The organism is Lentzea sp. NPDC037011, from assembly GCF_055607425.1.
Map to the genome: position 1 here is coordinate 257,924 of NZ_JBVJRT010000003.1, position 19,652 is coordinate 277,575.

Sequence of the window (19,652 nt, forward strand, 5' to 3'; positions counted from 1 at the left end):
CTCACGGTGCGCGGTCGAGGACCGCCGCACCATCGCGACCTGCTCGACGCGGGACCCGGGGTGCGGCGCGCCCCACGCGGCGCGCGGGGAGATCACTAGGCTCGGGAGCGTGCCGGACCGCCCCAGACCAGAGCAGGTGCAGACGCTCGACGAGCTGATCGCCGCGTTGCGCCTGTTGAAGGTGTGGGCGGGCAACCCGTCGCTGCGCCAGGTCGAGAAGCTGTCCGGGCTGGCGCGCAGCACGCTCGCGGACGCGTTGAGCCCCAAACGGAGGACAGCGCCCGCCGTCGACGTCTTCCGCGGCCTGCTCAGGGCGTTCGGCGTCACGGACACCGAGGGCTGGCTGGCCGCGTGGCGCCGGGTGCAGACCGGACCGGCCCCGCAACCGGTGGCCCGGGCCGTGGTGCCGCGGCAGCTGCCCGCGGTGGTGCCGGGGTTCACCGGGCGCGCCAAGGCGTTGAAGGAGCTGTCGGCGCTGCTGGAGGACGGCAGCCGGCTCGCGGTCGTGTGCGGCATCCCCGGCGTGGGCAAGACGGCGCTGGCCGTGCAGTGGGCGCACCAGGTGGCGAACCGCTTCCCGGACGGCCAGGTGCACCTGGACCTGCGCGGGTACTCGTCCGGGCCGCCGGTGACGCCGGACCAGGCGCTGGCGCTCGCGATCCGCGCGTTCGGCGTGCCCGGTGAGGACATCCCGTTGCAGCAGGACGCGATGGTCGGCATGTACCGGTCCATCACGTCCGACAAGCGCGCTCTGCTCGTCGTGGACAACGCGCCGAGTGCCGCGCACGTGCGTCCGCTGGTGCCGGGCGGGTCCGGGTGCATGACGCTCGTGACGAGCCGGGACCGGATGGCCGGGCTCGTGGCGCGGGAGGGCGCGCACCGGCTGGAGCTGGGCGTGCTCACACCCGAGGAGGCCCCGGCGGTCGTGATCGGCGTGCTGGGCCCGGAACGGGTGCTGCGCGAGGAGGACGCGGTCGAGGAGCTGGTCCGGTTGTGCGGGCACCTGCCGCTCGCGTTGCGGATCGCGGCGGCGAACCTGGCCGACCGTCCACACCAGACGATCGCGGACCACGTCGCCGAGCTGCTGGCCGGTGACCGGCTCGGCGCGTTCGAGATCGAGGGCGACACGGACGCGGCGGTGCGCACGGCGTTCGGGCACTCGTACGCGGCGCTGGACCCGCTCGCCAGGACGTTGTTCCGCCGCGCGGGTTTCGTGCCCGGCCCCGAGCTGTCCACGCGGGCGTGCGCGGTGCTGCTCGACCGGTCGGAGGCGGAGACGGCGCCCGTGCTGCGTGCGCTCGTCGGCGCGCACCTGGTGGAGGCCAGGACGGCGGACCGGTACGGGCTGCACGACCTGCTGCGGTTGTACGGCCGTGACCGGTGCGCCGCCGAGGAGACCGCGGCCGCCACCGCGGCGGCGGTCGAGCGGTTCTACGCGCACCTGCTGGACGCGTCGGTCGCGGCCGCCCGTGCGGTGCGGCCGGACTTCCTGGTGCTGTCCGACGTGGAGCCGCGGCAGGCGTTCGCCACGGCGGCCGACGCGCTGCGCTGGTTCGACGCCGAACGCGCCACGCTCGTGACCGCCGTCGAGAAGGCCGTCGAGCTCGGTCAGGCGCCGATGGCGTGGTTGCTCACCGACGCGCTGCGCGGCTGCTACTGGCTGCGCCGGCACACCGCGGAGTGGCTGGCCGTGGCACGGGCCGGGTTCGCCGCCGCCGACCGGCTCGGCGACGCGCGGGCGACCGCGGCGATGCAGCTGTCGCTCGGCACCGCCCAGTGGAGCGCGGGCGAGCTGCGCGTGGCCGCGGAGCACTTCGAGCGGGCCGTCGCGGCGAGCCGGGTGGCGGGCGACCGGTACCGCGAGCTCAGCACGCTCGGCAACCTCGGCGGCGTGCACTCCGAGCTGGGCGCGCTCACCGAGGCGGCCGACTGCTACACCCGCGAGCTGGCCTTCTACACCGAGATCGGCGACTCGGCCCGGCGGGCCCGCGCGCTGGGCAACCTGGGCCTCGCCCAGCTGCGCCTGGGCGCGCTCGCCGACGCGGCCGCCCACCTGCGCGCGGCCGTGGAGCTGCGCGAGTCGATCGGAGAGACCCGGTCGGCGGCGAACTCGCTGGGAGCGCTCGGCATCGTGCACCGGTACCTGGGCGAGACCGGCCAGGCCGTGGTCCACCTGTGCCGTGCCCGGCAGCTCAACCACGACCACCAGGACCGCGTCGGCGAGGCGGCGGCCCTCGACGACCTGGCCCGCGTGCACCGCGACGCCGGCCGTCCCGAGGAGGCCCTGCGGTGCGCGGAACAGGCGCTCTCGCTGGCGTCGGGCCGGGTGGAGATCGACGCGCGGATCACCGTCGCCGCCGTCCGCGGCCGCCGCGACGACCTGCTGCGCGCGTCCCGGCAGGCGGCGGCCGCCGGGTACGGCCACGGCATGGCGGACGCACTCGTCGAGCTGGCCTGGCTGGAGCTCGCGGCCGGTGACCGCCCGGCCGCCGCGACCGCCGCCGCGCAGGCCCGCGACCACGCCGCCGCGACCGGCCAGCGAATCCTGGAGGGGCTGGCGCTGACCGCGGTGTGCGCGGCGGAGGGATCGGTCGAGGCCGGCGAGGCCGCCGTGGCGGTGCTGGAGGGCGCCGGGTACCGGCTGGGCCTGGCGCGAGCACTGCTGCACCTGGGACTCGCATCGGACGACGGCGTGGCGGCGTGGCAGCGCGCGTTGGACATCTTCGAGTCCATCGGCAGCGACGAAGCCGCACGCGTGCGATCACTGCTCGGTGTCCGGGATCGTCCGAACGGCTTGTGATCGCGGCACGGCGCTTGGTAGATCAACACGCACAAGGGGGAACCATGATGAAGCTGAGTGTGTCCGTGGCCGCCGCGGTGGTGGCCGGACTGTGCTCCACAGCGCCCGCGCAGGCTGGTTGCGATCCCGTGCACGACCCGGGAACCGGTTGTTCGACCACGTTCCAGATCGACCTGTACCACGTCCTGCCCGGCGCCAGCGCCGTGGCGAAGGGCACGTTCATCGACAAGACACCGCACATCAAGGCGCCGTCGTACATCGAGGACACCGCGGACGACGGCATGGCCGCCCACCTGTGGGTCCGGTACTTCAAGATCGTTCCGGGTGGCACGCAGGAGGTGGTGAAGTCGATCGCGAGCGCGTCGGGCATGGGCACCTCCGCCACCGTCGAGTGGCTCTCGGCCGACCAGATGCACCGGTTCTGGTTGCGGGTCTGCGTCGGCGAGGGCGAGGCCGGCTGCACGCCCTGGTACCTGTGACGGTTGTCCGGATCCGTCCGGTGTCGTCCGCGGCCCTTCCGGGGTGAGGGCACGCCGGGCGAGGATCGAGGAGCACGACCTGGTGCCGGTCGCCGCTGGGGGTGGCGACCGGCGCCTCGACGGGCGCGGTTCGCCGTCCGTGGCATCGCGCCCAAGCCTCTGCCGGCATCTGCAAGTGGGCCCGCAGTCTGGTTCGTGGGACAGCGAACAGGTTGGTGGTAGTCAGCGGCGGTTTGATCGAGGGTTGGTGGTACTTGCAGATGCCATGGCAGCAAGGGGGAGAGGTCAGCGGGGGCGGAAGATGAGCCACCGCATGGCGCTGTACATGAACGCCGCTTCGCAGATCCCGGCGACGATTCGGGAGAGGTGGTACTGGACGCCGAGAGCGGTCAGCGCGGTGCCGGCGCCGAGGATGAACGCCAGGTAGTTGACGAGGACCGCCACCGCGTAGAGACCGGCCTGCGGGCCGACCGGGGCGTGCGAGCGGAAGTTCAGCGCTCGGTTGAGCACGAAGCTCAGGCCGAACGCGATGACGTAGGCGACGGTGAACGCCACCGGTACCGGCCAGCCCAGGCCGGAGCGGAACAGGGTGAGCAGCAGCAGGTCGACGCCGAACGTGCAGCCGTTGATGAGCGCGAACCCGAGGAGGCTGGGCGGGACGAGCCGGGACAGGCCGAACGGCAGGTGGCGGACCACCGCGGCCGTCCAGGCGTGGAACTGCTGTCCCGGGTCGGTGCGCTGGTCGTTCAGGGTGTGCCCGCCGGTCATGGCACGACGGTGCCACGACCGGGAGCGCGGAGACCGGCGAAACGCCGGTGTGTTCAGCCGGTGTTCGGGCGATCTTCACGTGACCGATCGCGTGAGAGCGACCCCAGGTCCATTGTCGATGATGAGAACGCGGCTGTGTCGGCCCAACCGTTTCCGAGTTCGACGGCACACCGCAGGCGAACATCGCGCACTGTCAAGGACCTCGGTCCGCCCGCGCCCATTCTTCCTTGCGCTCCAACGATCCTGACCAGCATCGACAGCGGTCCCACCGATCAGCGGCCGTGGTCCGCGCCGCCGCGCCCGCTATCCGCAGTGGACCCGGATGTGCATGATGGGAACCATGGTTGAGCTGCTCGAAGGAGGTACGCCTGTCCTGACGACAGGACAACGGCTGCGCGACGTGCAGCGCGCGATGTTCGACTGCCTGGCGGAGCGGGGCATCGACGGTCTGCTGGCCCTCTTCACCGGGGCGACCGGCGAACCCTGTGCCCTCATCAGGCTTCCCGACCAGGTGATCGCGAGCTCGCCACCGGGGTTCCGGTGGCCACCCGACGACGCGGACGGCGCACAACTGCTGCCCATCAACGCCGACGTGCCGCACGCGTTGTTCGCCACCGGCCGCACGTCGTTCGCCGACGACCTCGCGGGCCACGTCGCCGGACTGGTCCGGCTCGAGCTCGCCCGCGTGCAGGCGCTGCGGGCCGGCCGGCGCGAGCTGACCGGGCAGGTGATCGAGGACCTGGTGCGGTCCGCCATCTCCTCCAGCGAGGCGGCGCGCAGGCTCACCGCGGCGGGCGTCGACCCGGCCGCGACGCACAGCGTGCTGCTGGTGACCGACGCACCGGTCGAGCTCGACGACCTCACCGACGTCGTGGTCGCCCGCGTCGGACCGTACGAAGCCGTTGTGCTGGAAGGGAACCGGTCACCGCACGAGCTCACCCGGCTGCTGGCCAAGAGCGCCACGTCGGTCGGTGTCGGCGGGCCCTACCGCGGTGTGCACGGGCTGCGCTGGGCGTTCCTGGAGGCGCAGGAGGCCGTCAGCAGGGGACCGGGCGTGCACGAGGGCCGGGTGATCGACATGCCGCGCCTGCTCATGTCGAACCCCGACCTCCCCGTGCGCGAGGTGGCCCGCAAGGTGCTCCAGCCGCTGCTCGCGTTCGACGCCGACCACGGCGGGCAGCTGATGCGGACCCTGGAGGTGTTCCTCACCACCGGCGGCTCACCGCAGCTGGCCGCCAAGGAGTTGTTCGTGCACCGCAACACCGTGCGCTACCGGCTGGAGCAGATCGAGCGCGTCACGGGCCTCTCCCTCAGCTCGGTCGAGGCCCGTGTCAACCTCTGGCTCGCGATGCGCGCTGTCACCTGACGGGCGTCACCGGCGGCTCAGCGGCCGCATGTCGGTCCACAGCTCGTCGATGCGCGCGAGGCACTCGGCCCGCGTGCCCGGCTCACCGACCACGCGCCACCCGGCGGGCGGCTGGGCGGTGGCAGGCCACACCGAGTACTGCTCCTCGGCGTTCACCACAACGGTCGTGTCCATTGCGCAATCCCTTCTCAGACCAAGACACCCAGCTCGTCCGACACCGCCGTCAGCACGTCGCGCCACCCGTCGTCGGAGAACAGGTGCGCGCCCTGGACCTGCCGCAGCAGGAACGGACCCGTCGTGCCGACGGCCCACTGCGCCATGTCCTCGGCGCTGACCATCGGGTCCCGCCGGCCGTGGAACGCCGTCAGCGGGCACGTGAGCGGCTCGCCGTCGCGGTCCAGGTAGCCGTCCGCGATGCGCAGGTCGGCGCGCACCAACGGGAGCAGCATCTCCATCAGGTCCTCGTCGGCCATGACCTCCTCCGCGAGCCCGAGGTCGGCGAGCGTCGCCCGCAGCGCAGGCTCGTCCAGCGTGCCCAGCACCGGCATCGGCACGTCCGGCAGCGGCGGGTTGCAGCTCGCCGCGAACACGTGCACCGGCTCCGTCCCGAGCTCGCGCCGCATCCGCCGCGCCAGCTCGAACGCGAGCACCGCGCCCATGCTGTGCCCGAAGAACGCGAACGGCCGGTCCGCGACCGCCTTCACCGGTTCGGTCAGCGCGTCCACGAGCAGGTCGAGTGACGTGAAGGGCTCCTCACGCCACCGTTCCGCGCGGCCGGGGAGCCGGGCCGCCAGCACCTCGACCCCCGGCGGCACCGACCGTTCCCAGCCGCGGAACACCGACGCCGACCCGCCCGCGTACGGGAAGCAGATCAGCCGGACCGCGCCGTCTCCTGGTTCCGGGAACCAGGTCACGACGCCCAGACCTCGAGCGGGAGGTGCCGGATGCCGAGGGCGAAGTTGGAGTGCAGCTTCTCGACCTCGCCTGCGAGCCGGAACCGCAGGCCCCGCTTGACCATCTCGCCCAGCAGCAGCTCCATCTCCAGCCTGGCCACCACGGCGCCGATGCAGTGGTGCCGGCCGAGACCGAACGTGAGGTGCTTGTTGGGGTTGCGGGTGATGTCGAAGACGTCGCCGTCGGGGAAGACGTCCTCGTCGCGGTTGGCCGAGGAGTTCCACAGCGTGACCGCGTCGCCCTCCTTGACCTCCTGGCCGCGGATCACGATGTCCCGTGTGATGTGCCGCTGCACGTACGTGTTCGTCGCGGTCCAGCGGAACAGCTCCTCCATCGCCGTCGGCAGCAGCTCCGGGTGCGCGAGCAGCTGCTCGTAGGCGTCGGGGTGCTCCAGGAACGTCATGACGCTGTACGACGAGGTGTGCGCGGTGGTCTCGTTGCCGCCGACCGCGACGTTCATGCAGTTGTAGAGGATCTCCGACTCGCTCATCGGCTCGCCGTTGACCTCCGCCTGCGTGAGCAGGCTGATGAGGTCGTCGCCCGGGTTCTCCCTGCGTTCCTCGATCAGGTCGTAGAAGAACTCGAAGATGTCGACCTGCGCGCGGATCAGCGTCTGCGCGGCGGTCGCGTCACCGCGGTACTCGCTGTCGCGGAACCCGATCATCGTGCGGGTCAGGCGCTGCAGCATGGACGCCTTGTCCAGCGGCAGCTCCATCGTACCCAGCAGCACGCCGGTGGGCAGCGCCAGCGAGATCTCGGTGGCCCAGTCGCCACCGCCGTCCGCGACCATCTTGTCCAGCGCGGCGTTGACCGTCGCCGTGACGCCCTCGCGCGCCTTGTCCATCTTCAACGGGTTGAAGCCCGCGTTGTGCACGGACCGGCGCAGGTGCTGGTGGCGCGGCGGGTCGGTGGCGATCAGCATCTGCCCGCTGGCCGTATCGGTCTGGCTGCGGTACGAGCCGCCGAGCATGGTGCCCTTGGACGAGCTGTAGACCTCGGTGTTCAGGTAGGCCTCTGCCACGTCGTCGTACTTCGTCAGCGCCCAGAAACCGCCGTCGGCCGTCGGGTTCCAGTAGACGGGTGCGTTGTGCCGCAACCACTTGTACGCCTCGATCGGGTCACCGTCGGCGAACAGCTCGGTGCCGCCGAGGTCGATCTGGGTCGTCGTCACTTGGCCTCCTCGATCACGCGGGCCAGGCCGCGCAGGGTGCTGTGCTCGAACAGGACGCCGGCGTCGACCTTGATGCCGTACTCGCGCGAGATGGCGCTGCGTGCGCGGAACGCGAGCAGCGAGTGACCGCCCAGGTCGAAGAAGTCGTCCTCCGCACCCACGTCCTCGATGTTGAGCAGGCGTTCCCACAACGCGACCAGCCACCGCTCGGTGTCGGTCTCCGGCTCGACGCGGCGCGCGAGGCGTTGCACGGCCTTGCCGCGCAGCTCGGCCAGTGCGTCCCGGTCGCGCTTGCCGTTCGACGTCAGCGGCATCTGCTGGATCACCGTGAACGACGCCGGAACCATGTGAGGCGGGAGCTTGGCGGTGACGAACTCCTTGAGCTCCACCGTGGACAGGTCGTCGCTGGCCGGGACCACGAACGCGGCCAGCCTGCGGTCGCCGTCGAACTCCTCGACCAGCACGGCGGCCTGCCGCACCTGCGGGTGCGCGAAGATCCCCTGCTCCACCTCGGCCGGCTCGACCCGGTGGCCGCGGATCTTGTGCTGCCCGTCGAGGCGGCCCAGGAACTCCAGCTGCCCCTGCTCGTTCTCCCTGACCCGGTCACCGGTCGTGTAGACGCGGGTGCCGGCGGCGCCGAACGGGTTGGGCACGAACCGCTCCGCGGTCAGCCGCGGCGGCCCGAAGTAGCCCCTGGCCACGCCGACGCCGCCGACGAGCAGCTCGCCCGCCTCACCACGCTGGACCGGCTGCCTGTTCTCGTCGACCACGTAGGTCTCGTAGCCGTCGATCGCGGTGCCGATCGGGATGGAACCGGTGTCGTCGGGGACCTCGGTGATCCGGAACGCCGTCGCCGCCGTCGTGATCTCGCTGGGCCCGTAGAGGTTGTAGAAGTCGCCCTTGAACTTGCCGCCCAGGATCGCCCGGCAGGTCGCGGGCAGGATCACGTCGCCGCCGCTGCACAGGTGCTTGAGCGAGGCGAACGTGTTGCGGTCGACCCGGCAGACCTCGTTCAGCACGGTCGCCGGCACCAGCATCATGGACACCTTGCGGCGCTTGAGCTCCCGCTGCAGGTCCGTGGGCAGCAGCGAGCCCATCCGCGGCAGCACGACGACCTCGGCGCCGACCGCGAGCGCGGACCACACCTCCAGCGTGATGCCGTCGAAGGACACGCTGGAGATCTGCCCGACCTTGTCGTCCTGGGTGAGCTTGGGCAGGCTGGGGTTGACCGCGAGCGCCGCGATGTTGCGGTGCTCGAACACGATCCCCTTCGGCTCGCCCGTCGACCCGGACGTGTACAGCACGCACGCCGCGTCCTCGGGGATGAGCCGGGTGCCGGCCGGTTCCGCGTCGCCGGTCCGGTCGATGCTCCACTCGACGGCCTCGACGCCGTCGGGGAGCCGGGTGGCGGACTGGGCGATGACGAGCTTCACGCCGCCGTCGCGCAGCATGACGTCCCGCCGCTGCGCCGGGTAGTTGGAGTCGATCGACAGGTACGCGCCGCCCGCCTTCGCGACCGCCAGCATGGCGACGACGACCAGCGCGCCCCTGTCGAGCAGGATGCCGACGTTGTCGCCGACCTGGACCCCTTTGCCGGCCAACACGTCCGCCAGCAGGTCCGAGCGCGCGTCCAGTTCGGCGTAGGTGAGGGTGGTGTCGTCGTCGCTCACCGCGGGCCGGTCGCCGTGGCGGGCGCGGCTGGCCGCGAAGAGCTCGGGGAGAGTGAGGGTGGAGTCCATCGCATCCTTCCAAGCCTGTTCGTCCAAACAGGACAGCTGGTGGTGCTGGTCCTACCCTCTCGACGCTATTGGGGCCCGTGGCGGCGGGCCATGGACGTTCGCACAACGATCGACCCGGGTTTCTGTGCGTTCACCCGGTTTCCCGCACGGTCAGACGAGCGCCCTCGTCACCGCCGTCGCCGCGACCGCGACCAGCACGACGACCAGCAGCGGTGCCTTGAGCAGCAGGGCGACCAGCGCGGCACCCAGTCCCGCGGCCCGTTCGTCGAGCTGGAAGTGCTGCCCGCTCGTGAACACCTGCACGGCGATCAGCGCCGACAGCACGACCGGTGACACGAGTGCCAGCACCCGCTTCGCCTTGTCCGAGGGCGTCCAGTTGCCCAGTGCGACCGGCCCGGCCGCCTTGATCACGACGGTGATCACACCCAGGACGACCACGACCCACCACACCGCGCTCATTTGACGAGTCCCATCAGGCAGACGAGGCTGGCGACCGCGATCGGCACGCCGGCCGGGGTGAACGGAACGAGCACCAGGGCCACCGCGACCGCCGTGAGCGCGGCGACGCGCGTGCGCGGTGAGTCGAGCTGGTTCCACAGCAGTGCGAAGAAGATGGCGGGACTGACCATGTCGAGCCCCCAGGCCTCGACGCTGACGTCCTTGAACGCCACGACCCCGATCGCCGTGCCCGCGAGCCACACGACGAAGACCGTCGCACCGGCCTGCAACAGCAACCGCGCGTCGTGCCCGCCGTCGGGCGTCCGGCTCAGCGCCCACGTCTCGTCGCCGAGGAGCTGCGCCTGCGCGGCCCGCGAGTACCAGGGGCCCCGGTAGGCCGTGGACGCCGTGACGCCCATCGGCAGGTACCGCAGGTTGAGCAGGACACCCGCGAGGATGGCGCTGAGCGTCCCACCTCCCGCCGCGAGCACCGCCGCGCTCCCGACCTGCGCCGCACCGCCGAACGTCGTCGCCGACATGACCAGCGCGGACTCGATGCCGAACCCGGCCGTCGTCGCCACGGCGCCGAAGGAGATCCCGAACAGGAACGCGGCCGTGGCCACCGGCGCGATGGCCTGCAGTCTGATCGTCCGCGCGCTCGTGTAATTAGCATCAGCCATAATGACTACTTACGCTAGGATGGCCGGGGAAAGGGGTCAAGATGCGCTTCGGTGATTACGCGGATCCGGTGGTGACGCTGGCCGAGGACGTCGTGAACTCCTACCGCCACAGCGTCGGCGTGGACGACCTCTCACCTGCTGTTTTGACTTCTCTCGCGCGTGCTCGCGGCTGGACCGGCGCTGACGCTTCTCCTGCGGACGTTGTGGCTGTCCGGTCGCTGCGGTCGCCGCTGCGGGCGGTGTTCGAGGCGCACTCGGTGGCCGCGGCGAACGAGCTGGTGGCGTCGTCGGGGCTGGTGCCGGAGCTGGTGGAGCACGACGGGCTGTCGTGGCACCTGCACCTGACGGGGGCCGTGGCGTTGCCGGCCTGGGTTGCCGGGCAGGCGGCGTTCGCGTTGCTGGCCGTGGTCGAGCAGGGTGGGGTGTCGCGGTTGCACCGGTGTGCGGGGCCGGACTGCCACGCGGTGTTCGTGGACCTGTCGCGGAACCAGTCGCGGGTGTTCTGCAGTCCGGCGGTGTGCGGGAACCGGGTGCACGTGAAGGCGCACCGGGCGCGGAAGGGCGTCAGCCCGCGTAGTCGGGGTTCGGCCTGAGCTCCAGCTTGATGTGGGTGAAGTCGACTCCGGCTTTATGGGCCACTGACGAGTAGTAAGCGGGATCGGAGAGCCGTCCGAAGTCGACGATCACCATCGCAGGCTTGCCGTGCGGCGTGTTGCCCTCACGCGCCACTGCGTCCAGCAGGGTGTTGAAGTCACCCTCATCACCCCAACACACGTATCGGGTGCTCGTGCCATTGGTGGCGACGCAGTGCCCTGATATGTCACCGCGCGTTGTGCCGGGCTCCGGGTACCAGCCTGGTCCGCAAGCGGTAGTGACTATGTCGTCGATCGTCTGATAGCGGACTGGGACCAGATCGGCGAAAGGCCCCCGCCCGTAGAGCGCGTGCAGGGTGTGCTCGGATCGCCTGGCGTCGATCCACTTCCAGGCGTCCTCTGCGGTCATGTAGTTCAACAGCAGCCCGCCGATCGCCGGGTCCTCGATCCACTCGCTGATCACACGGTGCTTGTTCGACGAAACGAGCATCGAGTCGTGCTGCTCCGCGATCCTTCGATAGATGTCGGCGACCAGACTTCTCACCACTTCCGGTGGCATGAGCTCCGCGGTGGTGTTCTCGACGCGTTCGATCTCTTCGGCCGACTCCGGATTCACGTGCACGTCCGTCAGCGAGTCAGCCCGTCTGATCAGCTCTGACGCCGTGATCATGAACAGTCGGTGCCCAGTCGACCGCCGGAACTCCGCCATCAACTCCCACCGCGGCCCGCGCAGTTGCCCCTTGGCACGTCGCCACCAGTCGTCCTTCCCGTCACTGGTCACCAGCAGCACGTCACGGGGTCGTTGCGCAGCCTCCACCAGGATCTGTTTCCAGACCAGGTAGTCGCCCGCCCGTCCCTCCGCGTCGGGCTTGTCCTTGTCCAGGTACCCCGGCGGTTCCTTCGCCGCGATCCGGCGTTCGGCCTCCGCCACCGCGGCGTCGTGGTCGTCGACAGGCAGTGCGGCACCTGTCCGGCCCGCGACGATCGGTTCCAGCGTCGACACGATCGAATCGGCGTTCGTGTCGTGCGGGTGCGCGTTGGTCGCCGCCTGCTCGCTGATCGCGTGCCGGACCGCCTGGAAAGCGCCGTTCAACCGCGTGAGCAGCCCGTCCCGCTCGCCCTCCGGCAGGTAGATCCGGTTGCTCCACGCCCGCACCGCCTCCTCGGCGTCTTGGCGGGCCTTGTCCAACCTGGTGAGCGACTCCTTGGGCGTCTCGCCAAGCTGGTCGATGACGGACTCGCGGTTGCGCCAGAACTCGCGCATGACCTGGTGCGGGACCCAAAGGCTGTCACCGAGGGACTGCATGACCTTGATGAGGTCGGCGCGCGTGGTGCTGTTGAAGCGGTAGAGGTTCAAGAGCACGTTGGCGTCGAACACGACCATGCCGGTGGTCAGCGTCCGACGGTAGTCGTCCTCGGTAGCGGTCCGGTAGTCCTCGAAACCGTTGAAGATCCCACCCGTCACGGCCGGGAAGCGTACCGAAACGGAGCTTCCCGCATAGTGGATCAACGAGCGGGCTCACCCGATTGGCCTCTACGCTCCGTGCATGCGACACGTGCTCAAGGGCGCGGTGCTGTTCCTCCTGCTGGTGGCGACCGGGGCCGCGCCGGCGAGCGCGAGCCAGGAGCAGACCGTGGTCCGCGTCGGTACCGAGGGGACGTATCCGCCGTTCTCCTTCCACGACCCGGGCTCGCAGGAGCTCACCGGCTACGACATCGAGGTCGTCGAGGCGGTCGCGGCGAAGGCCGGGTGGCGGGTCGAGTTCGTGGAGACGCAGTGGGACGCGATCTTCCCCGCGCTGGACGCCGGCCGCATCGACGTCATCGCCAACCAGGTGTCGCGCAACGCCGAGCGGGACGCCAGGTACGGGTTGTCCGACACCTACACGTACTCGCGCGGGGTGGTCGTGCGCCGCAAGGGCGACGACCGGATCAAGTCGCTCGCGGACGTCAAGGGCAGGACGACCGCGCAGTCGAGCACCAGCAACTGGGCGAAGGTCGCCAAGGACGCCGGGGCGAACGTCGAGGCCGTCGAGGGGTTCGCGCAGGCCGCCGCGCTGCTCGTGCAGGGGCGGGTCGACGCGATCGTCAACGACAACATCGCGGTGCTCGACTACCTGGCGTCGACCGGGTCCAGTGACATCGAGATCGCCGGCGACGCCGGGGACGCGGGCAGCGAGCAGGTGCTCGCCTTCCGCAAGGCCGACGAGCAGCTCAGGGCGCAGGCGAACCAGGCGGTCCAGGCGTTGAAGGCCGACGGCACGCTCGGCACGATCTCGCAGAAGTACTTCAGGGCCAACGTGTCCGTGCCCGACGGCGGCGAGGCCGACCTCAGCCAGAACCGCGGGCCGCGCAGCACCTGGGAGGTCGTCCGGAGCACGGCGTGGCCGATGTTCGTGGGGCTGGTGAAGGTCACGGTGCCGTTGACGGCGCTGAGCTTCGCGATCGGCCTCGCGCTCGCCCTGCTCGTCGCGCTCGCCCGGATCTCCGGCTACCGGGTGCTGAGCGGGCTGGCGCGGGCGTTCATCTCGGTCATCCGCGGGACGCCGTTGCTGCTGCAGCTGTTCATCGTGTTCTACGGGCTGCCGCAGGTGGGGCTGAAGTTCCCGCCGTTCACCGCGGCGGTGATCGCGTTCAGCCTGAACGTCGCCGGCTACGCGGCCGAGGTGATCAGGTCGGCGATCCTGGCGGTGCCCAAGGGGCAGTTCGAGGCGGCGCAGACGATCGGGCTGGACTACCCGCAGACGTTGCGGCGCATCGTCCTGCCGCAGGCGGCGCGGACCGCGGTGCCGCCGCTGTCGAACACGTTGCTGTCGCTGCTGAAGGACACGTCGCTGGGGTCCGTGGTGCTGTTGACGGAGCTGTTCCGCGAGTCGCAGCTGGCCGCCGCGGAGAGCAACGAGTTCCTGGTGCTGTACTCGTTCGCCGGCCTCTACTACTGGGTGGTGTGCGTGGCCCTGTCCGGTGCCCAGAAACGTCTCGAAACCCGACTGAGCAGGTACGTGATCGCATGACCGAGCCCCGCATCCGAGTGCACGGCCTGGAGAAGTCCTTCGGTGACAACCAGGTGCTGCGCGGTGTCGACCTCACCGCCGAGCAGGGCACCGCGACCGTCCTCATCGGACCGTCCGGCTCCGGCAAGACGACGGTCCTGCGTTCGCTCAACGCGCTGGAGACCCCGGAACGCGGCGTCGTCGGCATCGACTACGTGGAGGTCGACTTCGCCGCCCTGCCCGCGGGTAAGGCCGGCCGTGCGCAGAAGGAGCGGCTGCGCGCGCAGAGCGGCATGGTGTTCCAGTCGCACAACCTGTTCCCGCACCGCACGGTCCTCGAGAACATCATCGAGGGGCCCGTCGTCGCGCAGCGCCGCCCGCGCGAGGAGGCCGTGGCCGACGCTCGCCGGCTCCTGGACCAGGTCGGCCTCGCCGACCGCGCGGACGCCTACCCGTCCCAGCTCTCCGGTGGTCAGCAGCAACGCGTCGGCATCGCGCGGGCACTGGCGCTCAAGCCGCGGGTCGTGCTGTTCGACGAACCGACCTCGGCACTGGACCCCGAACTGGTGGGGGAGGTGCTCGCGGTCATCAGGGACCTGGCCGCGCAGGGCTGGACGCTGGTGGTCGTCACGCACGAGATCCGGTTCGCCGAGCACGTCGCGGACCAGGTGCTGTTCCTCGACGGCGGGCTGATCGTGGAGCACGGGCCCAGCGCGCAGGTCATCGGCGACCCGCGGGAGGAGCGGACGCGGCGGTTCCTCAAACGGGTCCTCGACCCGGGCTGACGTCCAACCGGCACGGCGGCGCCGGCGGACCTCAGCGCCTGATCCCGGACAGCACGCTCGCCACCATCGCCATCACCACCGCGCTGATGATCGCCGCCACCCCGCCGACCACCGGTTTCGGCATCGGCTGCACGTCCGCGACCGGCTCCGGCGCGGCCGGGACCGGCTCGGCGGGCGCCGGCTGGGCCACCGGCGGCTGGGGCGCGGGTGGCTGGACCGCAGGCGGCTGGACCACCGGCGCCGGCACGGGCTCGGACAGGGAGGCGACCCGCACGTCCGCCGAGGCGCTGATCGCCGTCCCGGTGGCGGCGCTGGACACGAGCAGCCGGGTGTTCAGCGGTGCGGCGGCGACGCAGGTGTAGGTGAGGCGTTCGCCGGGGGCGAGGACCGGGATGTTCCGGCGACAGGACACCGGTTCGCCGGTGACGCGCACGTCAGTGATGGGCATCGAGGACGGGTTGCCGACGGTCACGGTGATCGTCACCAGTTCGCCCTCGCGTGCGCGGTCGGTGGACCAGACGGCGGTGATGGTCAGCCTCGGGTAGACCACGGTGTACTGCGCCGACGCCTCGGTGCGGACCGTGCCGCCCAGCTGGTCCGCGGCCGTCACGGTCACCACCGCGCTGCCGCTCTCCTCGCCCGCGACGACCGTGCACTCCACGGTGGACGAAGCGCCGGGGTCGAGCCGCGGGACCGTGCCGCAGTCCGCGGAGGCCCGTGCCGAGACGCTGGACAGCACCGCGTCACCGGTGTTGGTGACGACGGTCGTGAGCGTCAGCTGAGCACCCGGCAACACCGTCGAGGGTGATGCCGTGGCCGACGCCTTCAGCGCCGGGTGCAGCACGTCCACCGGTGTCGTGGCGCGGGCGGTCAGCGGGTCGCCGGCGAGCGACCGGCCGGACACGTCGGTGACCGCGGTGAAGTCGTCCTGCCCGGCCTTCGACACGCAGGTCCGCGACACCGAGGCGTGCGGTGCCAGCTCTCCCGCGTCCTGACCGCACACCACGACCGCCGCGGCGGGCGCGTCACCGGCGTTGGTCACCACGGCGGTCCGGCTGACCTCGCCGCCGGGGTACGCGGCCAGCGCGCCGGGGGTGACGGTCACGGTCAGGGCCGGCAGCGGGAACGACCACGCCAGGCTCTGCACCAGGAACGCGTCCTCGTCGCGGGCGAGGGTCAGCTCGGCGGTGCGCGCACCCGGTGGGAGCTGCTCGCTCGACACGGACAGGGTGCGCGCGTCGACGCTCATGTTGTTCAGCGCGGCCGGTGCCACCGCGCCGTCCGCCGCCGAGACGAAGAAGTTGTCGCGGTCGCCCAGCGCGGAGCCGTTGATCAGCAGGCGGTCGCCGCCGGTGCCCCAGTCGCCCTCGTAGCCGACGACGCCGAACCGGGTCACGCCACCGGCCGCGCGGGTGGGGGAGACCTGGGTGCGGATGGTGTTCACGGCGGTGGTGAGGCGGACGTGACCGCCGTGCACCACGACCCGGCGCTGCGCCGGAGCCGCGGGGACAGCGGTGGCGAAGCGCCACACGACCGTCACCGACCAGCCGCCGAAGCAGTCGGGGCCCTGCGGTGTCCAGATGTTGCCGGCGGTGAGCTCGGCGCTGCCGTGGACGGCGGCGAAGCGGGCCGTCACGTCGGCCTCCGCGCTGTAGAACCGGTTGTCGGTGTGCCCGATCGAGCCGGGGTCGTCGACCACCGCGGTGAACCGGTCGACCACGCCCGAGGTCCCGTTCACCACCAGGGTGACCGGCTGGGTGCGCGGGTCACCGGGCGGCGCCTCGCCGTTCAGGCAGCGGGCGTTGCCCGCCCAGCCGAGCTTGGCGTAGGCGACCTCGGCGCCGTCCGGGATCGTCACGCGGGCACGCGAGGAGTTGAACGTGGCCGGGTCGGCGTCGACGTCGGCCCACACCATCCGGTGGTTGTTGTTGAGGGCGCCGCGGCCCTGGCCGACCCGGCGCTGCGCGTCCACGCAGGCCTGCGGCGGGTACCTGGGGTGCGGCCCCGCCTGCTCGGGCGTCGGGCACGTCACCACCGCGTTGCCGACGACCGCCATGTCGCCGTAGACCGCCGCGTCGAACTGCGTGTGCCAGGTCTCCGCCGCTCTGGAGGGCGGCGCCGGCGCGAACAGGGCGAGGAACACCCCGATTGCGGACAGGACGACGACAACGCGCACGCGACCACTCCTCACCGGACGGGCGCGGGCCAGGATGGCACATCCGCCGGGAACGCGAGCACCGCGAACCTCACCGTCCGTAGAGGACTGAACGGCCTCGGTTCCCTGGTTCGGGTGGACAACCGCGTGCCGTCACCCGGACGGTTGACCCCGGAAGGCACCCAAACCGGCTCCCACCACTCGACCGGGTCGCAACCACCACCGCAAAGCGTGATTCGCGGGCCCCGTCCTGGCGGGCCGCCACCGGACTGTGCCCATGATGGACACCGCACTCCCGACAGCGAAGGACCCGGCCGCATGCTGATGATCCTCGCCATCACCGGCGTGGCGGTGGTGGTCACCGTGGTCGTGACCGTCCTGGTCGGACGGTCGAGGGACCACGAGCAGGCCGACGACCGCGACGCCGACTCGCGCGGCTTCCTCGGCGCGGTGCTGAGCGGGCTCTTCATCGTCGCGCTCGCCTTCTACACGGTGATCGTGTGGGAGGACGCCTCGTCGGTCGAGGACACCTCGTCCGCGGAGGCCGCCGCCATCGCCGACTCCTACTGGCAGACCGCGGTTCTCCCGCAGCCGCAGCGCGACCGCGTCCGCACGCTGCTGCGCGACTACGCCAAGTCCGTTGTGGACAACGAGTGGCCGCGGCTGGCCGAGGGAGCCACCGACGAGCGCACCGACCGCGTGCTCGACGCGCTGCACCTGGAGGTCGTCAGCCTCCCCGCGACGCCGGAGCAGGTGAAGAGCGCCAGGGACAGGATGGTCGAACGCGTCCGCGACATCCGCGACCAGCGCCGCGAACGGGTCGACGCCGCCCAGGGCCTGAGCACGACCGGACAGATCATGCTCGCCGCCACCCTGGTCGGTGCCGTCGCGATGATCGTGTTCCCGCTGCTCATGGGTTTCACGGCGCGGGCACGGCACGTCGTGCAGATCGCGATCACCGCGGGTGTCCTCGCCGCGGTGTGCGCGGTGTGCGTCGGCATGTCGCACCCGTACAAGGGGTGGCTGCAGGTCGGACCGGACGCGTTCGTGAGCGTCTCCGAAGAGCTGGACAAGATCCCGGCCGACAAGAACCCCTGAGCACCGGCTTAAATGCGTCGACAGCGCCCACAGTGCTCGGCAGAGTGGTTGCCCGTGACGAGCAGCGAACTGTGGAGCCGGGCCACCGCCGACCGCTACGACGCCGAGGAGACCGAGATGTTCTCGGCCGCCGTCCTCGGGCCGGCGCTCGCCTTCCTCGCCGGCCTCGCGGGAGACGGCCGGGCACTGGAGTTCGCCATCGGCACCGGGCGGGTGGGCGTTCCGCTGCGGGAACGCGGCGTGCCGGTCGCGGGCATCGAGCTGTCCGAGCACATGGCGGCGGTGCTGCGGCGCAAGGTCGACGAGGACGTGCTCCCGGTGGTCATCGGGGACATGGCCACCACCGTCGTCCCCGGTGAGTTCAGCCTGGTCTACCTGGTCTACAACACCATCACGAACCTGCTCACCCAGGACGAGCAGGTCGAGTGCTTCCGCAACGCCGCACGGCACCTGGGGCCCGGCGGCCGGTTCGTCATCGAGCTGGGGGTGCCGCCGCTGCGCTTCCTGCCGCCCGGTCAGGTCGCGGTGCCGTTCGACGTCTCCGAGCAGCACCTCGGCTTCGACACCTTCGACCTGGTCGAGCAGGTCCTCGTCTCGCACCACCTCACCCGCGACGGCGACGACGGCCGCTACCGCCGCGGCAGCTCCCGGCACCGGTACGCCTGGCCGACGGAGCTCGACCTGATGGCCCGGATCGCCGGGCTCGAGCTGGAACGCCGGGTCGCGGACTGGGACGGGACCCCGTTCACCCAGGACTCCGCGAAGCACATCTCCGTGTGGCGCAAGCCGGTCTGAGACCGCGACAGCACCCTCCCGGAGGGCTCAGAACGTCAGGCGCGACACGATCCGGTACCGGTCGCCCCGGTAGATCGAGTGCACGTACTCGACGTTGCGGCTCTGGGCGTCCGTCGTCAGGCGTTCGAACAGCAGCGCGGGCGCCAGCACCGGCACGGCCAGCAGCGCGGCCTCGGTGTCGTTCGTGACGGTCGGCTCGATCGACTGCACGGCCTCGGTCACGTGCACGTCGTGCTCGCGCAGCCGTTCGTAGAAGTCACCGGACTCCATGTCGTGCAACGTCAGGCCCGGTGCGACCGCGACCGGCACGTGCAGGTGCTCGATCGCCATGGGCTCGCCGTCGACCAGCCGCAGCCGGGCGATGTAGTGGATCTCGGCGGCCGGGGAGACGTGCAGCCGGCGGCCGACGCGGGCGCCGGCGGGGATCTTGGCGTGCTCCAGCACGCGGCTCGACCACGTGCCGGAGGCGGCGGGCGCGGTCATGGCGTGCGAGTCGGACACCAGCTCCTGGGTGATCTTGGCGCGGGCCACGAACGTGCCGCGGCCGTGCTGGCGGACCAGCAGGCCGAGGTTGACGAGCTCCTCGACGGCGCTGCGGACCGTCGGCCGCGACACCGAGAGCTGCTGGCACAGCACGCGTTCGGCCGGGATCGGGGCGCCGGTCGGGTGCGTCTCGATGAGCTCCAGCAGGTGGTCGCGGACCCGCTCGCGCTTGAGGATCGGCTCTCCCATGGCACCTCCGCTGGCTGGGCGGCCAGTATTGCATACCACTGGTAAGTACCTGGTCCGTCGAAGATCGAGAGCGCTCTCACGCGTCTAACCAGGCTATTGACGTGCG

Annotated in this window: 18 protein-coding genes; 8 read left to right on the forward strand and 10 right to left on the reverse strand. The window is 71.2% G+C overall.

Features of this window, described 5'->3' with window-relative positions:
• Positions 1–109: 109 nt before the first annotated feature.
• Both ACZ7CH_RS09795 and ACZ7CH_RS09800 read left to right on the forward strand, forming a co-directional pair.
• Positions 110–2,800 (forward strand): ATP-binding protein, encoded by a 2,691-nt coding sequence (locus tag ACZ7CH_RS09795; RefSeq protein ID WP_470373591.1) that lies wholly within the window; start codon positions 110–112, stop codon positions 2,798–2,800.
• Positions 2,801–2,844: 44 nt separating this feature from the next.
• On the forward strand, positions 2,845–3,279 hold the full coding sequence (locus tag ACZ7CH_RS09800) for a hypothetical protein (RefSeq protein WP_470373592.1): 435 nt from the start codon (positions 2,845–2,847) through the stop codon (positions 3,277–3,279).
• 285 nt (positions 3,280–3,564) lie between these two features.
• Here the strand turns inward: ACZ7CH_RS09800 and ACZ7CH_RS09805 are convergent, their stop codons facing one another.
• Positions 3,565–4,047: a GtrA family protein gene (locus tag ACZ7CH_RS09805; RefSeq protein WP_470373593.1), complete on the reverse strand. Its 483-nt coding sequence runs from the start codon at positions 4,045–4,047 to the stop codon at positions 3,565–3,567.
• Between the two features lie 340 nt (positions 4,048–4,387).
• Between ACZ7CH_RS09805 and ACZ7CH_RS09810 the strand changes: the two genes are divergently transcribed.
• Entirely contained in the window at positions 4,388–5,413 is a 1,026-nt protein-coding gene (locus tag ACZ7CH_RS09810) for a PucR family transcriptional regulator (RefSeq protein ID WP_360389717.1), read from the forward strand.
• A 6-nt stretch (positions 5,414–5,419) separates the two neighbouring features.
• On the opposite strand, the gene ACZ7CH_RS09815 is transcribed toward ACZ7CH_RS09810, so the two are convergent.
• The 6 genes from ACZ7CH_RS09815 to ACZ7CH_RS09840 all read right to left on the reverse strand — a co-directional run bounded on the left by ACZ7CH_RS09815 (position 5,420) and on the right by ACZ7CH_RS09840 (position 10,395).
• Positions 5,420–5,587: an MbtH family protein gene (locus ACZ7CH_RS09815; protein ID WP_063798670.1), complete on the reverse strand. Its 168-nt coding sequence runs from the start codon at positions 5,585–5,587 to the stop codon at positions 5,420–5,422.
• Positions 5,588–5,601: 14 nt separating this feature from the next.
• A complete protein-coding gene (locus ACZ7CH_RS09820) occupies positions 5,602–6,327 on the reverse strand; it encodes a thioesterase II family protein (protein ID WP_360389713.1) in 726 nt (241 codons plus the stop codon).
• Entirely contained in the window at positions 6,324–7,538 is a 1,215-nt protein-coding gene (locus tag ACZ7CH_RS09825) for a cytochrome P450 (RefSeq protein WP_470373594.1), read from the reverse strand. The genes ACZ7CH_RS09820 and ACZ7CH_RS09825 overlap by 4 nt, the downstream gene beginning before the upstream one ends.
• Positions 7,535–9,277 carry a non-ribosomal peptide synthetase gene (locus tag ACZ7CH_RS09830; protein WP_470373595.1) on the reverse strand — a complete coding sequence of 581 codons (1,743 nt, stop codon included), beginning with the start codon at positions 9,275–9,277 and terminating at the stop codon, positions 7,535–7,537. Before ACZ7CH_RS09830 ends, ACZ7CH_RS09825 begins: the two co-directional genes overlap by 4 nt.
• A 150-nt stretch (positions 9,278–9,427) precedes the next feature.
• Entirely contained in the window at positions 9,428–9,736 is a 309-nt protein-coding gene (locus tag ACZ7CH_RS09835) for an AzlD domain-containing protein (protein WP_360389705.1), read from the reverse strand.
• Positions 9,733–10,395, reverse strand: a complete 663-nt coding sequence (locus ACZ7CH_RS09840) for an AzlC family ABC transporter permease (protein WP_470373596.1) — start codon at positions 10,393–10,395, stop codon at positions 9,733–9,735. The genes ACZ7CH_RS09835 and ACZ7CH_RS09840 overlap by 4 nt, the downstream gene beginning before the upstream one ends.
• Positions 10,396–10,436: 41 nt before the next feature.
• Here ACZ7CH_RS09840 and ACZ7CH_RS09845 point away from each other — a divergent pair, with 41 nt between their 5' ends.
• Positions 10,437–10,988 carry a CGNR zinc finger domain-containing protein gene (locus tag ACZ7CH_RS09845; RefSeq protein ID WP_470370370.1) on the forward strand — a complete coding sequence of 184 codons (552 nt, stop codon included), beginning with the start codon at positions 10,437–10,439 and terminating at the stop codon, positions 10,986–10,988.
• Here ACZ7CH_RS09845 and ACZ7CH_RS09850 read toward each other — a convergent pair.
• Complete coding sequence (locus tag ACZ7CH_RS09850) at positions 10,960–12,453, reverse strand: PIN-like domain-containing protein (protein ID WP_470373597.1); 1,494 nt, start codon at positions 12,451–12,453, stop codon at positions 10,960–10,962. The two genes, ACZ7CH_RS09845 and ACZ7CH_RS09850, sit on opposite strands and share 29 nt — an antisense overlap.
• An 82-nt stretch (positions 12,454–12,535) precedes the next feature.
• On the opposite strand from ACZ7CH_RS09850, the gene ACZ7CH_RS09855 reads away from it, so the two are divergent.
• Both ACZ7CH_RS09855 and ACZ7CH_RS09860 read left to right on the forward strand, forming a co-directional pair.
• A complete protein-coding gene (locus ACZ7CH_RS09855; RefSeq protein ID WP_458431717.1) occupies positions 12,536–14,002 on the forward strand; it encodes an ABC transporter substrate-binding protein/permease in 1,467 nt (488 codons plus the stop codon).
• On the forward strand, positions 13,999–14,766 hold the full coding sequence (locus tag ACZ7CH_RS09860) for an amino acid ABC transporter ATP-binding protein (protein ID WP_470373598.1): 768 nt from the start codon (positions 13,999–14,001) through the stop codon (positions 14,764–14,766). The genes ACZ7CH_RS09855 and ACZ7CH_RS09860 overlap by 4 nt, the downstream gene beginning before the upstream one ends.
• 31 nt (positions 14,767–14,797) lie before the next feature.
• Here ACZ7CH_RS09860 and ACZ7CH_RS09865 read toward each other — a convergent pair whose 3' ends face one another.
• Positions 14,798–16,942, reverse strand: coding sequence for a hypothetical protein (locus ACZ7CH_RS09865; protein ID WP_470373599.1), 2,145 nt, complete (start codon positions 16,940–16,942; stop codon positions 14,798–14,800).
• Between the two features lie 297 nt (positions 16,943–17,239).
• On the opposite strand from ACZ7CH_RS09865, the gene ACZ7CH_RS09870 reads away from it, so the two are divergent.
• Positions 17,240–18,019 carry a bestrophin-like domain gene (locus ACZ7CH_RS09870; RefSeq protein WP_470373600.1) on the forward strand — a complete coding sequence of 260 codons (780 nt, stop codon included), beginning with the start codon at positions 17,240–17,242 and terminating at the stop codon, positions 18,017–18,019.
• 54 nt (positions 18,020–18,073) lie between these two features.
• Positions 18,074–18,814, forward strand: coding sequence for a class I SAM-dependent DNA methyltransferase (locus ACZ7CH_RS09875; RefSeq protein WP_470373601.1), 741 nt, complete (start codon positions 18,074–18,076; stop codon positions 18,812–18,814).
• Between the two features lie 27 nt (positions 18,815–18,841).
• Here ACZ7CH_RS09875 and ACZ7CH_RS09880 read toward each other — a convergent pair whose 3' ends face one another.
• On the reverse strand, positions 18,842–19,546 hold the full coding sequence (locus tag ACZ7CH_RS09880) for a GntR family transcriptional regulator (protein ID WP_360389679.1): 705 nt from the start codon (positions 19,544–19,546) through the stop codon (positions 18,842–18,844).
• Positions 19,547–19,652 lie beyond the last annotated feature (106 nt).